Annotated in this window: 14 protein-coding genes; 4 read left to right on the top strand and 10 right to left on the bottom strand. The window is 47.6% G+C overall.

Annotated features, from left to right (window positions below):
* Window positions 1-234 precede the first annotated feature (234 nt).
* Complete coding sequence (locus GCU44_RS04540) at window positions 235-1,239, top strand: Gfo/Idh/MocA family protein (protein ID WP_154854363.1); 1,005 nt, start codon at window positions 235-237, stop codon at window positions 1,237-1,239.
* On the opposite strand, the gene nagA is transcribed toward GCU44_RS04540, so the two are convergent.
* From nagA to GCU44_RS04490, 10 genes are all read right to left on the bottom strand, one after another.
* A complete protein-coding gene (gene nagA / locus GCU44_RS04535; RefSeq protein WP_154854361.1) occupies window positions 1,229-2,437 on the bottom strand; it encodes an N-acetylglucosamine-6-phosphate deacetylase in 1,209 nt (402 codons plus the stop codon). The two genes, GCU44_RS04540 and nagA, sit on opposite strands and share 11 nt — an antisense overlap.
* A 21-nt stretch (window positions 2,438-2,458) precedes the next feature.
* Window positions 2,459-3,880 carry a sodium:solute symporter family protein gene (locus GCU44_RS04530; protein ID WP_154854359.1) on the bottom strand — a complete coding sequence of 474 codons (1,422 nt, stop codon included), beginning with the start codon at window positions 3,878-3,880 and terminating at the stop codon, window positions 2,459-2,461.
* On the bottom strand, window positions 3,877-4,101 hold the full coding sequence (locus GCU44_RS04525) for a hypothetical protein (RefSeq protein WP_154854357.1): 225 nt from the start codon (window positions 4,099-4,101) through the stop codon (window positions 3,877-3,879). Before GCU44_RS04525 ends, GCU44_RS04530 begins: the two co-directional genes overlap by 4 nt.
* Window positions 4,102-4,217: 116 nt before the next feature.
* A complete protein-coding gene (locus GCU44_RS04520; RefSeq protein WP_154854355.1) occupies window positions 4,218-4,988 on the bottom strand; it encodes a 3-ketoacyl-ACP reductase in 771 nt (256 codons plus the stop codon).
* Window positions 4,989-4,999: 11 nt separating this feature from the next.
* Entirely contained in the window at window positions 5,000-6,142 is a 1,143-nt protein-coding gene (locus GCU44_RS04515; protein ID WP_092168421.1) for a Gfo/Idh/MocA family protein, read from the bottom strand.
* A 15-nt stretch (window positions 6,143-6,157) separates the two neighbouring features.
* On the bottom strand, window positions 6,158-6,988 hold the full coding sequence (locus tag GCU44_RS04510) for a sugar phosphate isomerase/epimerase family protein (protein WP_154854353.1): 831 nt from the start codon (window positions 6,986-6,988) through the stop codon (window positions 6,158-6,160).
* Complete coding sequence (locus GCU44_RS04505) at window positions 6,985-8,367, bottom strand: glycoside hydrolase family 88 protein (RefSeq protein ID WP_154854351.1); 1,383 nt, start codon at window positions 8,365-8,367, stop codon at window positions 6,985-6,987. The genes GCU44_RS04510 and GCU44_RS04505 overlap by 4 nt, the downstream gene beginning before the upstream one ends.
* A gap of 151 nt (window positions 8,368-8,518) precedes the next feature.
* Window positions 8,519-9,415, bottom strand: coding sequence for a helix-turn-helix domain-containing protein (locus tag GCU44_RS04500; RefSeq protein WP_092168413.1), 897 nt, complete (start codon window positions 9,413-9,415; stop codon window positions 8,519-8,521).
* 577 nt (window positions 9,416-9,992) lie between these two features.
* On the bottom strand, window positions 9,993-11,375 hold the full coding sequence (locus tag GCU44_RS04495; protein ID WP_154854349.1) for a TIGR00341 family protein: 1,383 nt from the start codon (window positions 11,373-11,375) through the stop codon (window positions 9,993-9,995).
* A 203-nt stretch (window positions 11,376-11,578) separates the two neighbouring features.
* Window positions 11,579-12,475, bottom strand: a complete 897-nt coding sequence (locus tag GCU44_RS04490; protein WP_154854347.1) for a DUF3078 domain-containing protein — start codon at window positions 12,473-12,475, stop codon at window positions 11,579-11,581.
* A 103-nt stretch (window positions 12,476-12,578) separates the two neighbouring features.
* On the opposite strand from GCU44_RS04490, the gene GCU44_RS04485 reads away from it, so the two are divergent.
* From GCU44_RS04485 to GCU44_RS04475, 3 genes are all read left to right on the top strand, one after another.
* Window positions 12,579-12,854 carry a DUF202 domain-containing protein gene (locus tag GCU44_RS04485; protein WP_154854345.1) on the top strand — a complete coding sequence of 92 codons (276 nt, stop codon included), beginning with the start codon at window positions 12,579-12,581 and terminating at the stop codon, window positions 12,852-12,854.
* An 83-nt stretch (window positions 12,855-12,937) separates the two neighbouring features.
* On the top strand, window positions 12,938-13,147 hold the full coding sequence (locus tag GCU44_RS04480; protein WP_154854343.1) for a hypothetical protein: 210 nt from the start codon (window positions 12,938-12,940) through the stop codon (window positions 13,145-13,147).
* A 145-nt stretch (window positions 13,148-13,292) separates the two neighbouring features.
* Window positions 13,293-14,183: a Ppx/GppA phosphatase family protein gene (locus tag GCU44_RS04475; protein WP_154854342.1), complete on the top strand. Its 891-nt coding sequence runs from the start codon at window positions 13,293-13,295 to the stop codon at window positions 14,181-14,183.
* Window positions 14,184-14,196 lie beyond the last annotated feature (13 nt).

Below are 14,196 nucleotides of genomic sequence, written 5' to 3'. Positions count from 1 at the left end.
ATTTTCATGTTTAATATATACGTTTTTTTACTTTTTTACCTGATTAAACAAACGATACTATTGAGTTATGAAATCCATGCGGCTAGCGACTACTTACTTATTTATAATGATTATACATAGGGCCCCGGGCCTTAGGTTGGGTTTGGTTGCGAATACCCGTAACTTGTTGTTGCGAATTGTCACCTGCAACGAATGCTAGCTGCAGGTCTTGTTTTAACCAATATACCCATCTCTATGAAAAGAAAACTTAAATGGGGCGTCCTGGGCGCCGCAAAAATTGCCCGGGAAAAAGTGATCCCTGCCATGCAAAACAGCACCGATTACGAAATTTATGGCCTGGCTTCGAGAGAGCTGGAGCGGGCACGATCCGTGGCCAATGAGCTGGGAATCCCAAAGATTTACGGTTCCTACGAAGAATTGATCCAGGATCCGGAAATTGACGTGATCTACAACCCCCTTCCCAATGATTTACATGTACCCTATACCCTGCAGTGCATTGAGGCTGGAAAACACGTATTGTGTGAAAAGCCCCTAGCTCTGGACGCAGATGAAATCGATGCTTTGATCGCTGCCAGAGACAAAATGGGGGTAAAAGTAGGAGAAGCCTTTATGGTCGCATCCAATCCCCAATGGATCAAGGCTAGGGAATTGGTTCGAAATGGCTATCTGGGACGCATCAAAGCCGTACACGGGTTCTTCAGCTATTTTAACGTGCAGGGTGACAATATCCGCAATATCCAGGAAAAGGGGGGCGGAGGTATCTGGGATATCGGATGTTATCCTGTCTTCACCTCTCGGTTTGTCCTTGAAAAAGAACCGGGAAGAGTCGTGTCCATGCTGGAATTTGACCCCCAATTCAGAACCGACAAGTTGGGGTCTGTTCTTATAGATTACCATGAAATTCAAATGACATTCACGGTAAGTACACAACTTACGCCTTATCAGCGCATGTTGTTTTATGGAGAGGAAAAAATCCTGGAGGTACGGATTCCCTTCAATGCCCCATCGGATCAAGGTAACGAATTGTACATCCATGATGGCAACTTCCTTGAACCAAACCCGGAACGGATCGTTTTGCCGGTAAGCAATCAATACACGGCGCAGGCGGATGATTTTTCCCGGGCAATTCTGGAGGACACCGAGGTTCCGGTAAGCCTGGAAAACGCCCGGGCAAACACCCGAATTTTACAGGCTATTTTCGAATCCGACCGGAGTGAAAAATGGGTGGCTATTGACTGATTTCCTCGGATGCTTCCGAGTAAACCAGCCTACCCTCCACCAGCGTAAGGCTTACCCGAATATCCGCATCAAACAGTACGATATCGGCGTCCATTCCTCGGCGAATGGCGCCTTTTTTATGCCCAATTCCCATGATGCGCGCTGGGGTCTGCGTTATCATTTTCACTGCCTCCAACAGCGGTAAATCGGCCATGCCGATCATGGTTCGAACCAAGCGGTCTGCGGTGGCCACGCTGCCTGCAAACGAACTGCGATCGGGTAGTTTTGCCACCTGGTCTTCAATTATGACTTTGAGCCCATCGTCTTTGTGTCCAAGTATGCTCTCTCCTTCCGGCATACCGGCTCCACGCATGGCATCCGTAATCAGTGCGATTTTCTCCGGGCCCTTTACCTTGTAAATCAGTTTTAAAAGCGGAGCGGGTAGATGCACCCCATCTGCAATGATCTCCACGTCCAAGGCGTCCAAAAGCAGGCTGCTTTCGATTACGCCCGCAAAGCGGTAGGCGTTTTTTCGGGTCACACCGGACATACCCGAATACAAATGGGTTGACAGCGAATAACCGGCTTCAATCGCTTCCAAAACTTCCTCGTACACGGCATCTGTGTGAGCGATTGCAGCCAGGATACCTTTTTCACGCAAGCGCCTGCCAAAGTCCAGGGCACCTTTGCGCTCGGGAGCCGCACTCCAGCGCGCAATGAGATGGGAATATTCCAGGATTGCTTCGTATTCGGAGGGATCCGGATCCCGGATGTACCGGGGGTCCTGAGCACCCCGCTGATTCATGGCAAAATACGGCCCTTCCAGGTGCATCCCCAGAAAAGTGGCTCCCTTATCCGTGTAGCGGGAAGCCTCCTCGTAGATGCGGAGCAAGTGTAAAAGCTGCTCCCCAGTACTTGTCAATGAGGTAGGCACCATCGCCGTCGTTCCGTGTCGTGCATGCAGCTGCGCAATCTGCTGAAAACCCTCCACTTCTCCGTCCATAAAATCGTGTCCCCCTCCCCCATGCACGTGCAAGTCAATAAATCCGGGCGAAACAAAACGGCCAGCGGCATCGATGGTCAGCACATCCGGCAGCGCACGATTATCAGGGAAAATAGCGTCAACGCGCCCGTCCCGTATCAGGACGGACGCGTTGCGTACTATTTCAAAAGGCGTAATGACCTGCCCATTGATGATTTGTAAGGATCTCTTGCTCATACCATAGCGGGTATTTTCGGTTTATCGGTCCTTGACCGGAGGAACCAGCTGTTGTTTTTTACCCGTAAGGTGACTAATGAGTGCTACCAGCCCCAAAGATACAAAGAGCAAGAGGTCTAGCCTCAAGCCCGCATACATGTCGGGAATAAAGCCGGCCAGTGAACTCAAGAATACGAGCAATCCGCCGAGGGAAAAATAGATAATGGCCGGAGAAACCTTTCGGTCACTAAGAATCCCCAAAATGATCATGGGGCCCATGATTCCGGTACCGGCAAAACTGACCCTGGCCAGCAAAACCAATTGGTCAAACACGATGATCGAGAAAAAGAAAGCGATGATCGAAAAAACAAAAATGCCAATTTTTGTTTTTCGCATGATGCTGTTTTCATTGCCTCGCAAAAGACCCCGCAATTCGGATCCCAAAGCAAAGATTTGCGCATTGGTAGTCGAAAGCCCCGCCGCAATCAAGCCGATAATCGCCAAAGCGGCCACTGCATCCGGTTGATCGTACAGAAATGCGTTGGCGAAAAACTCGTCTCTGCCGTATTCCGAATACAGGTCCGCTCCGTACATGCCGATAAAAATGGTAGGAAGGATCACCAAAATTGCGAAAGCCCCCAGGGATACGGCCATGAGTTGCATGGTTTTCATACTTTTCATTACCACGATCCGGGTGGTAAATTGCGGCTGCGTGACCGGAATCATCAGAATCGCGATCAACGAAGCAATCAAAAACTGTGGCGTCAGCAGGCCCTGCGGACCGGGCGTAGACAAGAGGTCCTCTTGCATTGCACCGACCTTTTCGAACATAGGTCCGATACCTCCAAAATGACTCAGGCAAGCCCAGCCAATGATCCAAATGACGCCCAATAAGAGGAGTCCTTGAATGGCATCGCTGAAAATAATTGCCTTTAGCCCACCGATTTCACTATACACCAGCATAATAAGCACAATGCCTGCCGACCAGCCCCATGCCGGAAAAGACCCTGGGAAGGCCGCATCCATAAAGATAGCAATGCCTTGTATCTGAATTCCCACGTAGGGAATCAAAAACAAAAACGCGCTGAGAAAGAATACATACCCGGCAAGTTTGTTTTCGTAACACCTGCTGATCAATCCGGAAACACCCCGGAATTCCATTCCCTTGACCCGGTTACGAATATGGTAGCCAAACCATAGGAGTAAGAAGACCATGGCCCCGTCGGAAACCGCGAGGAAAATCCAGGCGCCTACCCCATTTATCCGGAAAAAATCCGGCATTCCCAAAAACGTAAAGGTGCTAAAAAGGGCCGCAGCAAAGGTCAATACCCCCAGCGTCAATCCAATATTGGACCCGGCCATCATGAATTCTTCTGAAGACCGATTCTTCTTGTACGACTTCAACGAAGCGAAAACCAATAGGCCTGCATAAATGAGGCCAAATACCCATACCCAGAATATCATAACTCCTCCTCATTTTGCATACCCGGGTGTACACGTGTACCGATGTAGGTAAGTACGACCAAAAGTACGGTAATAATAAAACTGGTCCACAAGCTATAGGGAACTCCCCCAAGTGCAGGCGTAGCTATTCCTTGTGGAATGACGAGAGGAGTAAATGTCAGGATGCAAAGACCGATCGCAGCGACGCAACAAATCCTCCAATAAAGTTTCTTTTTTTCCATTTGAGTTGGGTTTCGTTTGTTTGATTGACAATATACGTTTGTTGACTGGATTAGTCCAAAATTTTTAAAAAATGCGCCACTAACCGGATTTTCCTCCCGGTTGGTGGCGCATGCCATTATAATCTTGGGATGGTTAGTCCCCCATCTACCATGATCACCTGACCGGTAGAATAGGGAAAGTCTCCTTTGGCCAGGGAGGCGACGGCCAGCCCTACGTCTTCCGGCAGCCCCCATCTGGCCTGTACGCATAGGCCCTGACCAAGCAAGGCATCGTATTTTTCTTTGACGCCCGAGGTCATGTCGGTTGCAATGATGCCGGGACGCACCTCGTACACGGGGATAGCAAATTCGCCAAGCCGCACGGCAAAAAGCTGTGTGGCCATGCTCATACCCGCCTTCGCTACGCAATATTCTCCTCGATTGACAGAGGCTACCGTCGCAGAAATTGACGAGACATTAATGATCGCCCCTTTAAAATCTGCAGACTCCCTTTTCTGCGAAATCATTCGGTTTGCGGCCAGCTGAGAAAGGAAATAAGCGGAGTGAAGGTTCGTTTTTAACACGTAGTCAAAGCTTTCTTCCGACGCCTCCAGGATGTCCTTTCGTTCCTTGGGCGCTACCCCCGCATTGTTTACCAATACGTGAAGCCGACCAAAATGCGCATCAATGGCGTCCATTATTCCTTGCCGTTCTGCAGCACTTCCTACATCCCCCTGGCAATACACTACCTCCGCTCCCAGGGAGCGCAACTCGTCCAGGCTCGCTCGGGTATCTTCTTCCTTTCGCATGCCATTAATAGCCAAGTCAAATCCCTCCCGGGCCAGACACCTGGCGATTCCCAAACCGATGCCTCTTGAGCCACCAGTAACCAGCGCTACTCGTTTCATAGCCATATATTTTATAGTTCAGGAATGTCTACCCAGGCGCGCTTTGCCCAACTTTCCAAGCCTTTTTCTGCCAACTGTACCCCTTTGGCACCTGCTTTCATGTCCCAGGGAAAAGGCTCATCGGCAACCACATGCTTTAAAAACAGTTCCCATTGCACTTTAAATGCGTTATCCATGGGCTCTTGCTCCGGGACCTTGGACCATCCTTCGTAAAAATCGATCGGCTGCACGATATCGGGATTCCAAACGGGCTTTGGTGTATTGCCGTAATGCTGAATGTAACACTCCCGCAAACCAGCCACGGCCGAACCCTTTGTCCCATCCACCTGAACGGTCAACAAATCATCCCTTCGAACGCGTACGGTCCAGGATGAATTAAAATGGGCAATAATATCTCCCTCCAATTCAAAGGTGGCATACGCCGCATCGTCGGCTGTGCAGGTATATGGTTGCCCCTGCTCGTCTACCCGTTCTTTGATATGGGTGGCTCCAGTGCAGGAGACTGCCTTCACTGCGCCGAAAATATTGTCCAACACATACCGCCAATGGCAGAGCATATCAACGATAATGCCTCCATCGTCTTCCTTCCGGTAATTCCAGGATGGCCGCTGCGCGGGTACGGTATGTCCTTCAAAAACCCAATAGCCAAACTCCCCCCGTACGGAAAGGATTTCTCCAAAGAAATCATTTTCGATCAAGCGTTTTAACTTCCTGAGCCCAGGCAGCCACAATTTATCTTGAACAACGCCGTTTTTTACTCCTGCCTTGCTGCATATCTCGTGGAGTTCGAGTGCTGTGGCCGTATCCACCGCTACCGGCTTTTCACAATAGATGTGCTTACCCGCAGCGACGGCCTGCTTGACTGCATCTGCCCTGCGGCCGGTGGTCTGTGCATCGAAATAGATGCTATAGCGCTTGTCTTGCATCACGGAATCCAGATCGGTGGTATACGCCTGTACACCGGACCTCTTGCTTAATTCCTGCAATTTGGCTTCGTTTCTGCCTACCAATACGGGGTCCGGCATGATGCGATCGCCATTGGCCAGCTTGACGCCCCCCTGCTTGATAATTTCCACGATGCTGCGCATTAAATGCTGGTTGGTACCCATCCTTCCGGTGACACCGTTCATGATAATTCCTACTTTATGTTCCATGTATATTGGTGTTTACTAGCAATGATAATAACTCGATACAATTTTGTTTAAAAACTCGTTCTGATCCCCGGCCCAATGGCGGTCGGAAAAAATTTCCACCTCATGGAAACCGGAAAATCCTGCCTCCTCTGCCCAGCCTCGAATGGTCGGTATGTCGATGCATCCTTCTCCCATCAGGCCCCTGTCGTTCAGGAAATCTACCGTTGGGCTCATCCAATCACAAATATGAAAGGCGAAAAGGTTCCCGTTTCGCCCGCAGCGGAGCAATTCCTCCCGTAGGTCGGGGTCCCACCAAAGGTGGTAAACGTCAGCTGCCACTCCCACGTAATCGGAGCCAATCGCCTCTGCCATTTCGTTTGCCTGACGCAGGGTGTTGACGGCCGAACGGGTGTCGGCATACATGGGATGTAGGGGCTCAATGGCCAGTTTTACACCGTGCTCAATGGCTTGCGGCAATACTTTTTCAATGCCCTCCCTAATTTGCTTCCGAGAGGTCTCCAGGGACTGGCCTGGGTCGGCTCCACAAACCAACACGATCATGGGGGCCCCTAACGCGGCAGCTTCCTCCACTGCTTTGAGGTTGTCCTGGATGGCTAGTTCTCTGTTTCGCTCGGAAACGGCGGGGAAAAAACCGCCACGCACGAGGGAAACGATTTCCAGACCGTGACTGCGAATCCGCTCGCCTGCAGCGGCGATATCGCGGCCTCCCAAATACTGCCTCCAGACAGATATTCCTTTAACACCCGCCTTCTCGTAATTTTCCGCGGCTTCCTCCAGGCTCCAGGGCTTGGTGGTGATGGTGTGAATACACAGCTTGCTTAAGTCGTTGATGGGTTGTGCGCTCATGATAGACAATTAAAGAAGGTGTAATAGGGATCCTTGTCTACGATTCGTTGTACGTAAAGGGCTAGTTCCCTGGCGTGGTAATCCCCCCACATGCTGGACTCATTGCAGGCAATTTTTTGTCCCCTGGGCACATTGTCCCAACCATTTGGTTGGTGGTAGATGGAATGCAGCAAGATACCCTGGTGGTTTTTGTCGGTACTCAGGTAGGGTTCTTCCAACAGGGTTTTCAGTACGGTCAGTCCGGCCTGCCAGTACTTTTTTGCCTTTTCGGTCTGCCCCTTGCGTTGGAGGTAGTGCCCCAGACGCAGCAAGCCCTGAGCGCCAATGGCAGCGGCAGAGCTATCTACGGGTTCGTAGGCATTGTACGGATCGGCCGGCTTATCCAGGTAATCCCCCAATTTATGCAGGTTAGGCGCACCAGTATCCCAATACGGGACGCCGTCTACCGGAGTGTGATCGATGTAAAAATCACAACTTGCCGTTGCGGCTTTCAATAAAAACGCCTCAATTTCTACGGGTGAGCCATAGGCTTTTAAGGAATCATCGGATAAGTTGTCGATGTATTCCAATTCCTCAGCAAAGCCACACATGGCCCAGGCAAGGCCTCTGGTCCAGGTAGAGAAGCCCGTATATCCCTGCTGGGAATTGGGACAGCGGAAATTACCATCCCGGGTATTGAAAACGCTCTCGTGGGCCGTCCTGCCCCAGACATCGTACCGGTCCCTACCCTCCCCGTAAAACACGGAATAATCCGCCGTGGCTTTGGCGTGTTGCAGGCCTCTGACCAGCAAGTTTACCTTTTTGTCGTTTTCCTCCTGAAGCACATGACCCAGGCTGTAGCTCAGCATGAGTATACGTACGGTTCTTATGGTATCCACAAATAGGGAATGGGGACCGTTAAAGGAGTGGATGAATCCTCCGTCGGGTAGACCGGTCCACCTGCTGGCCTGTACGGCACCGGAAATTTTCAGGGCCAATTCGTAGAAATTCTTTTCCCATTCGTTGTAGGGTATTTTTTCCTCCACCATGAGACGAAGGAGATTTCCGTAGGTACTGACGTTGTTAAAACCGTGATCGTGTACACCCGTATGGCTGATGTGGGGCGCCATCAATTGCAAGGTTTTCATCTTTCCCTTATCCAGAAACTGTGACTCGCCGGTGGCGTCGAACTGCAAAATAGATGAACCAAACTGAAAGCCCTGAGTCCATTCGGTCCATCCCCGGGTCGTGTATTTTCCATCCTTGGTAAATACCGGTGAACCTTGGTTTTGTGGATACTCGTGCTCAATTGAATGGATCTTCTCCGCAGAAAGATCCCAGAAACGCTCCAGCCTTTTTTTCAAATCCTTGGGCTGAATTTCAAAATCTATTGCTATCATATTTTTAAATGGGTTTAAAATTATTCCGGATATCCGACAAATGTCCCGAAATTCAAAATTTAAATCGGAACCAATTTGTTAAATCTTGCACATTTTACTTCCAAGGATAAAGTTACCTTTAAAAACCACTCCTACAAAGGTGTTTTTCAAATTAAAGCTGGTACTTTTCGTTTTCTGACTTTCTAAAGTCCGACGGGGATTTTCCCGTTTTCCGTTTGAAAATTCTGCTGAAATAGGATGGATCCGGGTAGTTTAACTGGTAGGCAATTTCTTTGTTGGAAAGGTCTGTATAAATCAGGTACCGCTTTGCCTGCAGCATCAATCGGTCTAAAATAATCTCACCAGCTGTAAACCCGGTAATGTTTTTGACATGCTTGTTTAGCAGGGAGGGAGTCATGGCCATAAGGGAAGCATACTCCTGCACCTGATGAACCTGACGAAACCGCTGCTCAACCAGCGCATTGAATTGCTGTACCAGCGAAAAATGGGGGTCCAAGGTCTTGTTCGTATCCGCAAAATACCGCAGGTAATATTGCTTACACTTTAAAAGGAAAATTTGCAAATAATGGCGAAGGATGTCTGAGGAAAAGTTATTCCAATGGATGTATTCTTTACGAAGCGATAAAATTAAATTAAGAAGTTCGCTGAAATCCGCTTGGGTCAGGTTTAAAATCGGCACAAGCGTAGGGTTGTTAAAAAAGGGTAATTGAAATAGGACGTCCTCATTGCCCTGCTCCAGTCCGTAAAATTCCCTGGAAAAAACCATTAGGTAGCCATGGTAGTCGTTTTCGCGACTTATTAAATGAATTTGGCCTGGAGACAGAAAATGGACGCTATTTGAATGAATGGGATGTGCTTCAAAATCAATCTCGTGTTTCCCCGCCCCGGTAATAAACACGCAAATTTCGTAGTACGTATGCCGGTGGGGACGATCCGTTTCGTGGGGATAGGTGGTGTTCTGTATGGTTTTCCCCTGAACTTCATACAGTTGAAACGCCCGCTGATTGGTATTCGTCGGCATTTCGTAGATTTTTATCGGCTCTCCCATGGACCCTTTTACACTTTTTTTTCCAAGGTAAGGAAAATCCGAAAAAGACCCGTTTACAATTCGTCAATCGATCGGTCATTCCTTTTGTAAAAATTACATTGTTAAATAAAAAACGGGTAAATAATTAAAAATATCATATTTTTTTGAAATACTTATTCAATTATTTTTAATTTCTAACCGGTTATACTACCTTTGGAATATCAAATAAAGACAAATGGTCTTTTTACACTGTAGGATGATGAAATTGGCAGACATGCCCTCCTGTCTCGGGGGTGGGGTCACAGGACAAAGCAAGTAGCGAGCTCGTATTTTGCCTAACTGCCCCGTGGAGGTTCGAGTCCTTCTCCTACAGCAGGTTATTTTGGGTTTATTGTTAATTGACTAAAGCTATGAGACATTGTTTCATAGCTTTTTTGATTTATAGCGGCTCCTTACCATCCCCGGACTGGCCCATTGGTTTCCCTGAGTATTACTCCCAGTTGATGCGGGAAAAAAGACGGGTATCTCGGCACAGGGTTGCCAAAGTGCCTCTGTTTTCCAGCTGCCTTTTCATGCCATTACCTCGGCTACTTCCCTTTTATTGATCTAAGATCAGCGAGATGGAATCAGCCTTGGTTCGAACTTTCAACCAGGACTTAAGTCGGTCGGTTTCCGGTTTTCCAGGGGTATTGGAAAAGGTGGCAACCGCTACCAAAACAGTATCCTGCCGGTCTTCTAACAAATTGGCCACTACGGTTCGGTTTACCGAGAAAGCAATCAAATCTTTGTGGTTGACCCGGGCTTCCTGCGCCAGGTCTACGACCATCCCTGTCGACGCTGCATATTGCGCCACTTCGCGCTCCAAAAAGGCGATTTTCTGGTCCTTGTCGCGTACCATGGCTTCGTTTCGTTCGTACAGATCTTTCAATACATCGGAACGGAGCATATTCATATCCATTCCAGTATCTCCACTCTGCTTGACCAGTAGAAAGGTCCGGTTCAATTTAAAGGCCTCGGTTTTCTTTTGCATGCTGGCAATTTCCTCTTCTTTGATGCGCTGTCCCACCATCACTACTTCGATGGTACTGCTATCTGGGTTATAGTGGAAATTACTCGTAATTATTTGGGTGCTGGGAAAATCAAATTCCATTTGCACAAATTCCTTCGCTGATTTTTCCCAAAGGGTCCGCTTAACGATATTATACGCCAGGTAGATACTGGGTACAATCGTGATGACAATGAAAATGGAAATGTAATTTCGAACCCGTCTTTCTCGCTGACTGTCAATGAATTCTTTTTTTGGGAATCCCATGAACCGAACAATCAGGTAGGTGGAGAGGCTGATAAAAACCGAATTGATAAAAAACAGGTAAAAGGCCCCCATGAAATAATACAGGTTCCAGGTAGCCAGCCCGTACCCGGCAGTACAGAGAGGCGGCATCAAGGCGGTAGCAATGGCTACTCCAGGGATGGCATTGCTTTTTTCTTTCCTGGATCCTGCAATGATGCCAGCCAGCCCCCCAAAGAGGGCAATCAATACATCCCAAATGGTGGGTTCCGTTCTGGCGAGCAATTCGGATTGCGCATCCGCCAGCGGGGTAAATGAGAAATACAGCGTAGAGGTCATGATACTGATCAGTACGGCGATCCCGAGATTTTTCATCGACTTTTTTATCAATTCAAAATCGTTGACCCCAGCTGCCATGCCAATCCCCATAATCGGGCCCATCAAGGGCGAGATTAGCATGGCCCCAATGATTACCGCGGTTGAATTGACATTCAGCCCGACGGAAGCCACCAAAATCGCAAAAATAAGAATCCATAGGTTTGCACCCCGGAATTCCACATTCTTTCGTATGTATTCAATGGTTTCTAATTCATCCTCTTTGCCTTCGTGAAGATCAAATCTATCCCGGATAAATGTCAGAAAGCCGGCAATTCGCTCTGACAAGACATTCAGTTGCTGTCGGTCGTTGTTCATCGAATTCGTTAAAAGAAACGCCTGCAAGTTACCTAAAAAACCATTCGCTGAAAAAAAATAACTGGAAACAAAAAAGCAGGAGAACCTCTCCTGCTTTTTATTTTTGAAAACTAAACCAACTATTATTTAACTACCATAATACGAACAAAATTAATAATAACTGACAGAAATCAAAATTTCAGCGAAAAAAAGTAAACAAAAGTTTATTTTTTACCACCGACTTTATACAGAATACCCAATGCCAGCGCCTGACTAACTTGCACGCCCGGGTCCTGATCCAAATCGTATAGGGCAATTCCATTTAGCGTCACGTTGATAACATTGGTGATTTTGGCCGTCAGGGTTACGTCAAGGCGGTGGTCGATGGAGTCGAATGCCAGGGTTTCGTAATTCGCAAATAGTGCGTAACGCGTTTTCAGGTTAAGACTTTCGGAAAGGTCTTTGTCTAGGCTGGCGAATATATTCATTGCCAACCATTCGATTCGCATCGTTTCTCCAGGCAGGACACCGTAATTCGAGGGGACGTTATTGATGATTTCTGTATCGGTGACGAAAGTAAAGCGGGGCGAAAAGGGCCCGATACGTACAAAAAAGGTTTCGTTCGGCTTGTACTCGAAACCAAGCGAAGAGGTGAGGAATCCAGGAGCCATAAATTTTGAAATCAGCGTCCGGGTCCCGTCATCGTTGTAATTGTACCCTTCTGCAAATTGGGTCAGGTAGTTTGCAGAAAGGTAGGCAGACCATCGCTCGGTCATTTGGTAGCCCAATTTGGAATCGAGAAAGATTCGATCATTCGATTTTCTGGTTTGCTCCCCTTCGTTGCGTACAATTCCGAATAATAATTCCATCTCGTTATCCCAGGAAAACCGATCTTTTTTGTAGGCAACCTTCCCCGCTACGATACTTCCAAAGGCAACGGAATTTACCCCACCGGCCTTCCAGTTAGCACTAAAACCTGCCTGATTAAAATTGAGACCGGCACTGAACTCAGATTGCCAGAAAGTGGTGTCTTGCTCGTTGGTGGGTGCCTCGGCTTCCTGTGCAAGCAATGCCTGACAAAACACCAGCGTAACAACTAACGTAAGTAAATAGCTTCTCATGGAAAATATATTTGGTTGAAACGTTTAATGTGACAAATTGTACAGTTGATTCAAAGATATACCTTTAAATTTGTGCGTAAAATCATAAATAATCCGCAAATTTATGGAAAATCAAACAGAAGAACCGTTGATCGTTCGCGATTTTTTGGCAAGACAACGAACAAAACTAGCCAATGATCGAACGCTATTATCTTATGTCCGTACGAGTTTGTATTTTGTAGTGAGTGGAACGGCATTAATTAAAGTGAATGACCTCGAAAATGTCAAAGACCTGGGGTACCTTTCTTTTTTGATAAGCATCGTCCTGCTGGTCCTTGGCTTTATCAATTTCTTCAGACTAAAAAAGAAATTACAAAAGGGAAATTACGAGAAGATGTAGTTTTCTATGGCGCCGTTTTATTACGCGAGGAAGTTTGGTAAGCTATTTGTAACGGTAATTAACGAACCAAACGTTTACAAACCATGAAAATTTTAGGAATCGTCCTCATAGTCGCCGGTATCGTTATGTTTTTAGTCACTGGCATTTCGTACACCACCGAAGAAACGGTCATTGATGCCGGCCCAATCGAAGTAAATGCTGAAAACGAGGAATCCCTTAATTGGCCTCCCTATGCCGGAGGAATTGCAGTAATTGCCGGCTTTGTGCTTGTCGCAATCGGGAAAAAACAGTAAAAATATCGTATCTTTCGTCAGCCATTTTTCCTCATACCCTGAGAAGAGTAGCGGAGGGAGTTGTTTGTCCGGATGCTGAATTCCGTGCATGCAGCTCCTTTTCTAATTTGTAACAAACCTTATTCGATAACACAACCACTTTTCATTGAAATTCGCAGCAGTAGATATCGGTTCCAATGCGGTCCGGCTCCAGGTCACCCAAATACATTATTTTCAGGGGCAGCACACCTTCAAAAAACTGGAATACCTTCGCTTTCCCTTACGTTTGGGTAAGGACGTTTTTTTGAATCAGCAGATTTCAGAGGAAAATCAATATAAATTCAAAGAACTAATGAAGGCGTTTTACATCCTTATTCGATTGTATGGGGTGAACGACTACATGGCATGCGCCACCTCCGCGATGCGGGAGGCGAGGAACGGGAAATCGCTGGTTAAAGAGGTTCGGGAGGAAATAGGCCTGAAAATTACCATCATCGATGGAAACAAAGAAGCCGAATTGATCAACAAGTCGCTTGGTAGCCACATTGACGGGAAAACCTACCTTCACCTGGACGTTGGGGGCGGCAGTACGGAGCTAAATGTATTTAAGAAAGGAGAGAAAGTAGCCGCAAAATCCTTCCAAATGGGATCCGTCCGTACGTTAAATCAGGAACTTCCGCAGGCCGTGCTTCAACAAATGAAACGGTTTATCGATCGCCACCTACTCGGGGAAAAAACCGTGTATGGCATCGGTACAGGTGGAAACATCAACAAGGTTTTCGACTTGTCAGCACCTCAGAAACGGACGAATTACCTCTCCATCGAAAAAATGAGGGAGGTACTCGCCCTGCTGGAACGCCATAGCAATGAGGAAAAACTAAACCTGCTTCAACTGAATGAAGACCGGGCGGATGTCATTGTTCCGGCAACTAAAATCTACCTGGCTGCCTTTGATGCTGCCCGTATCCAGCGAATTAAGGTACCCGAATTGGGTCTTAAAGACGGCATGCTGCTGCAGCTATTTGAACGAAATCGAAGTAAACAGGAGCAGCGCTAGCGAGGACGGCTAT

The organism is Cyclobacterium xiamenense (assembly GCF_009467825.1).
Lineage (GTDB): Bacteria > Bacteroidota > Bacteroidia > Cytophagales > Cyclobacteriaceae > Cyclobacterium > Cyclobacterium xiamenense.
The sequence above is the reverse complement of the archived record's forward strand: the minus strand, read 5'-3'. Positions and strand labels throughout refer to the sequence as shown.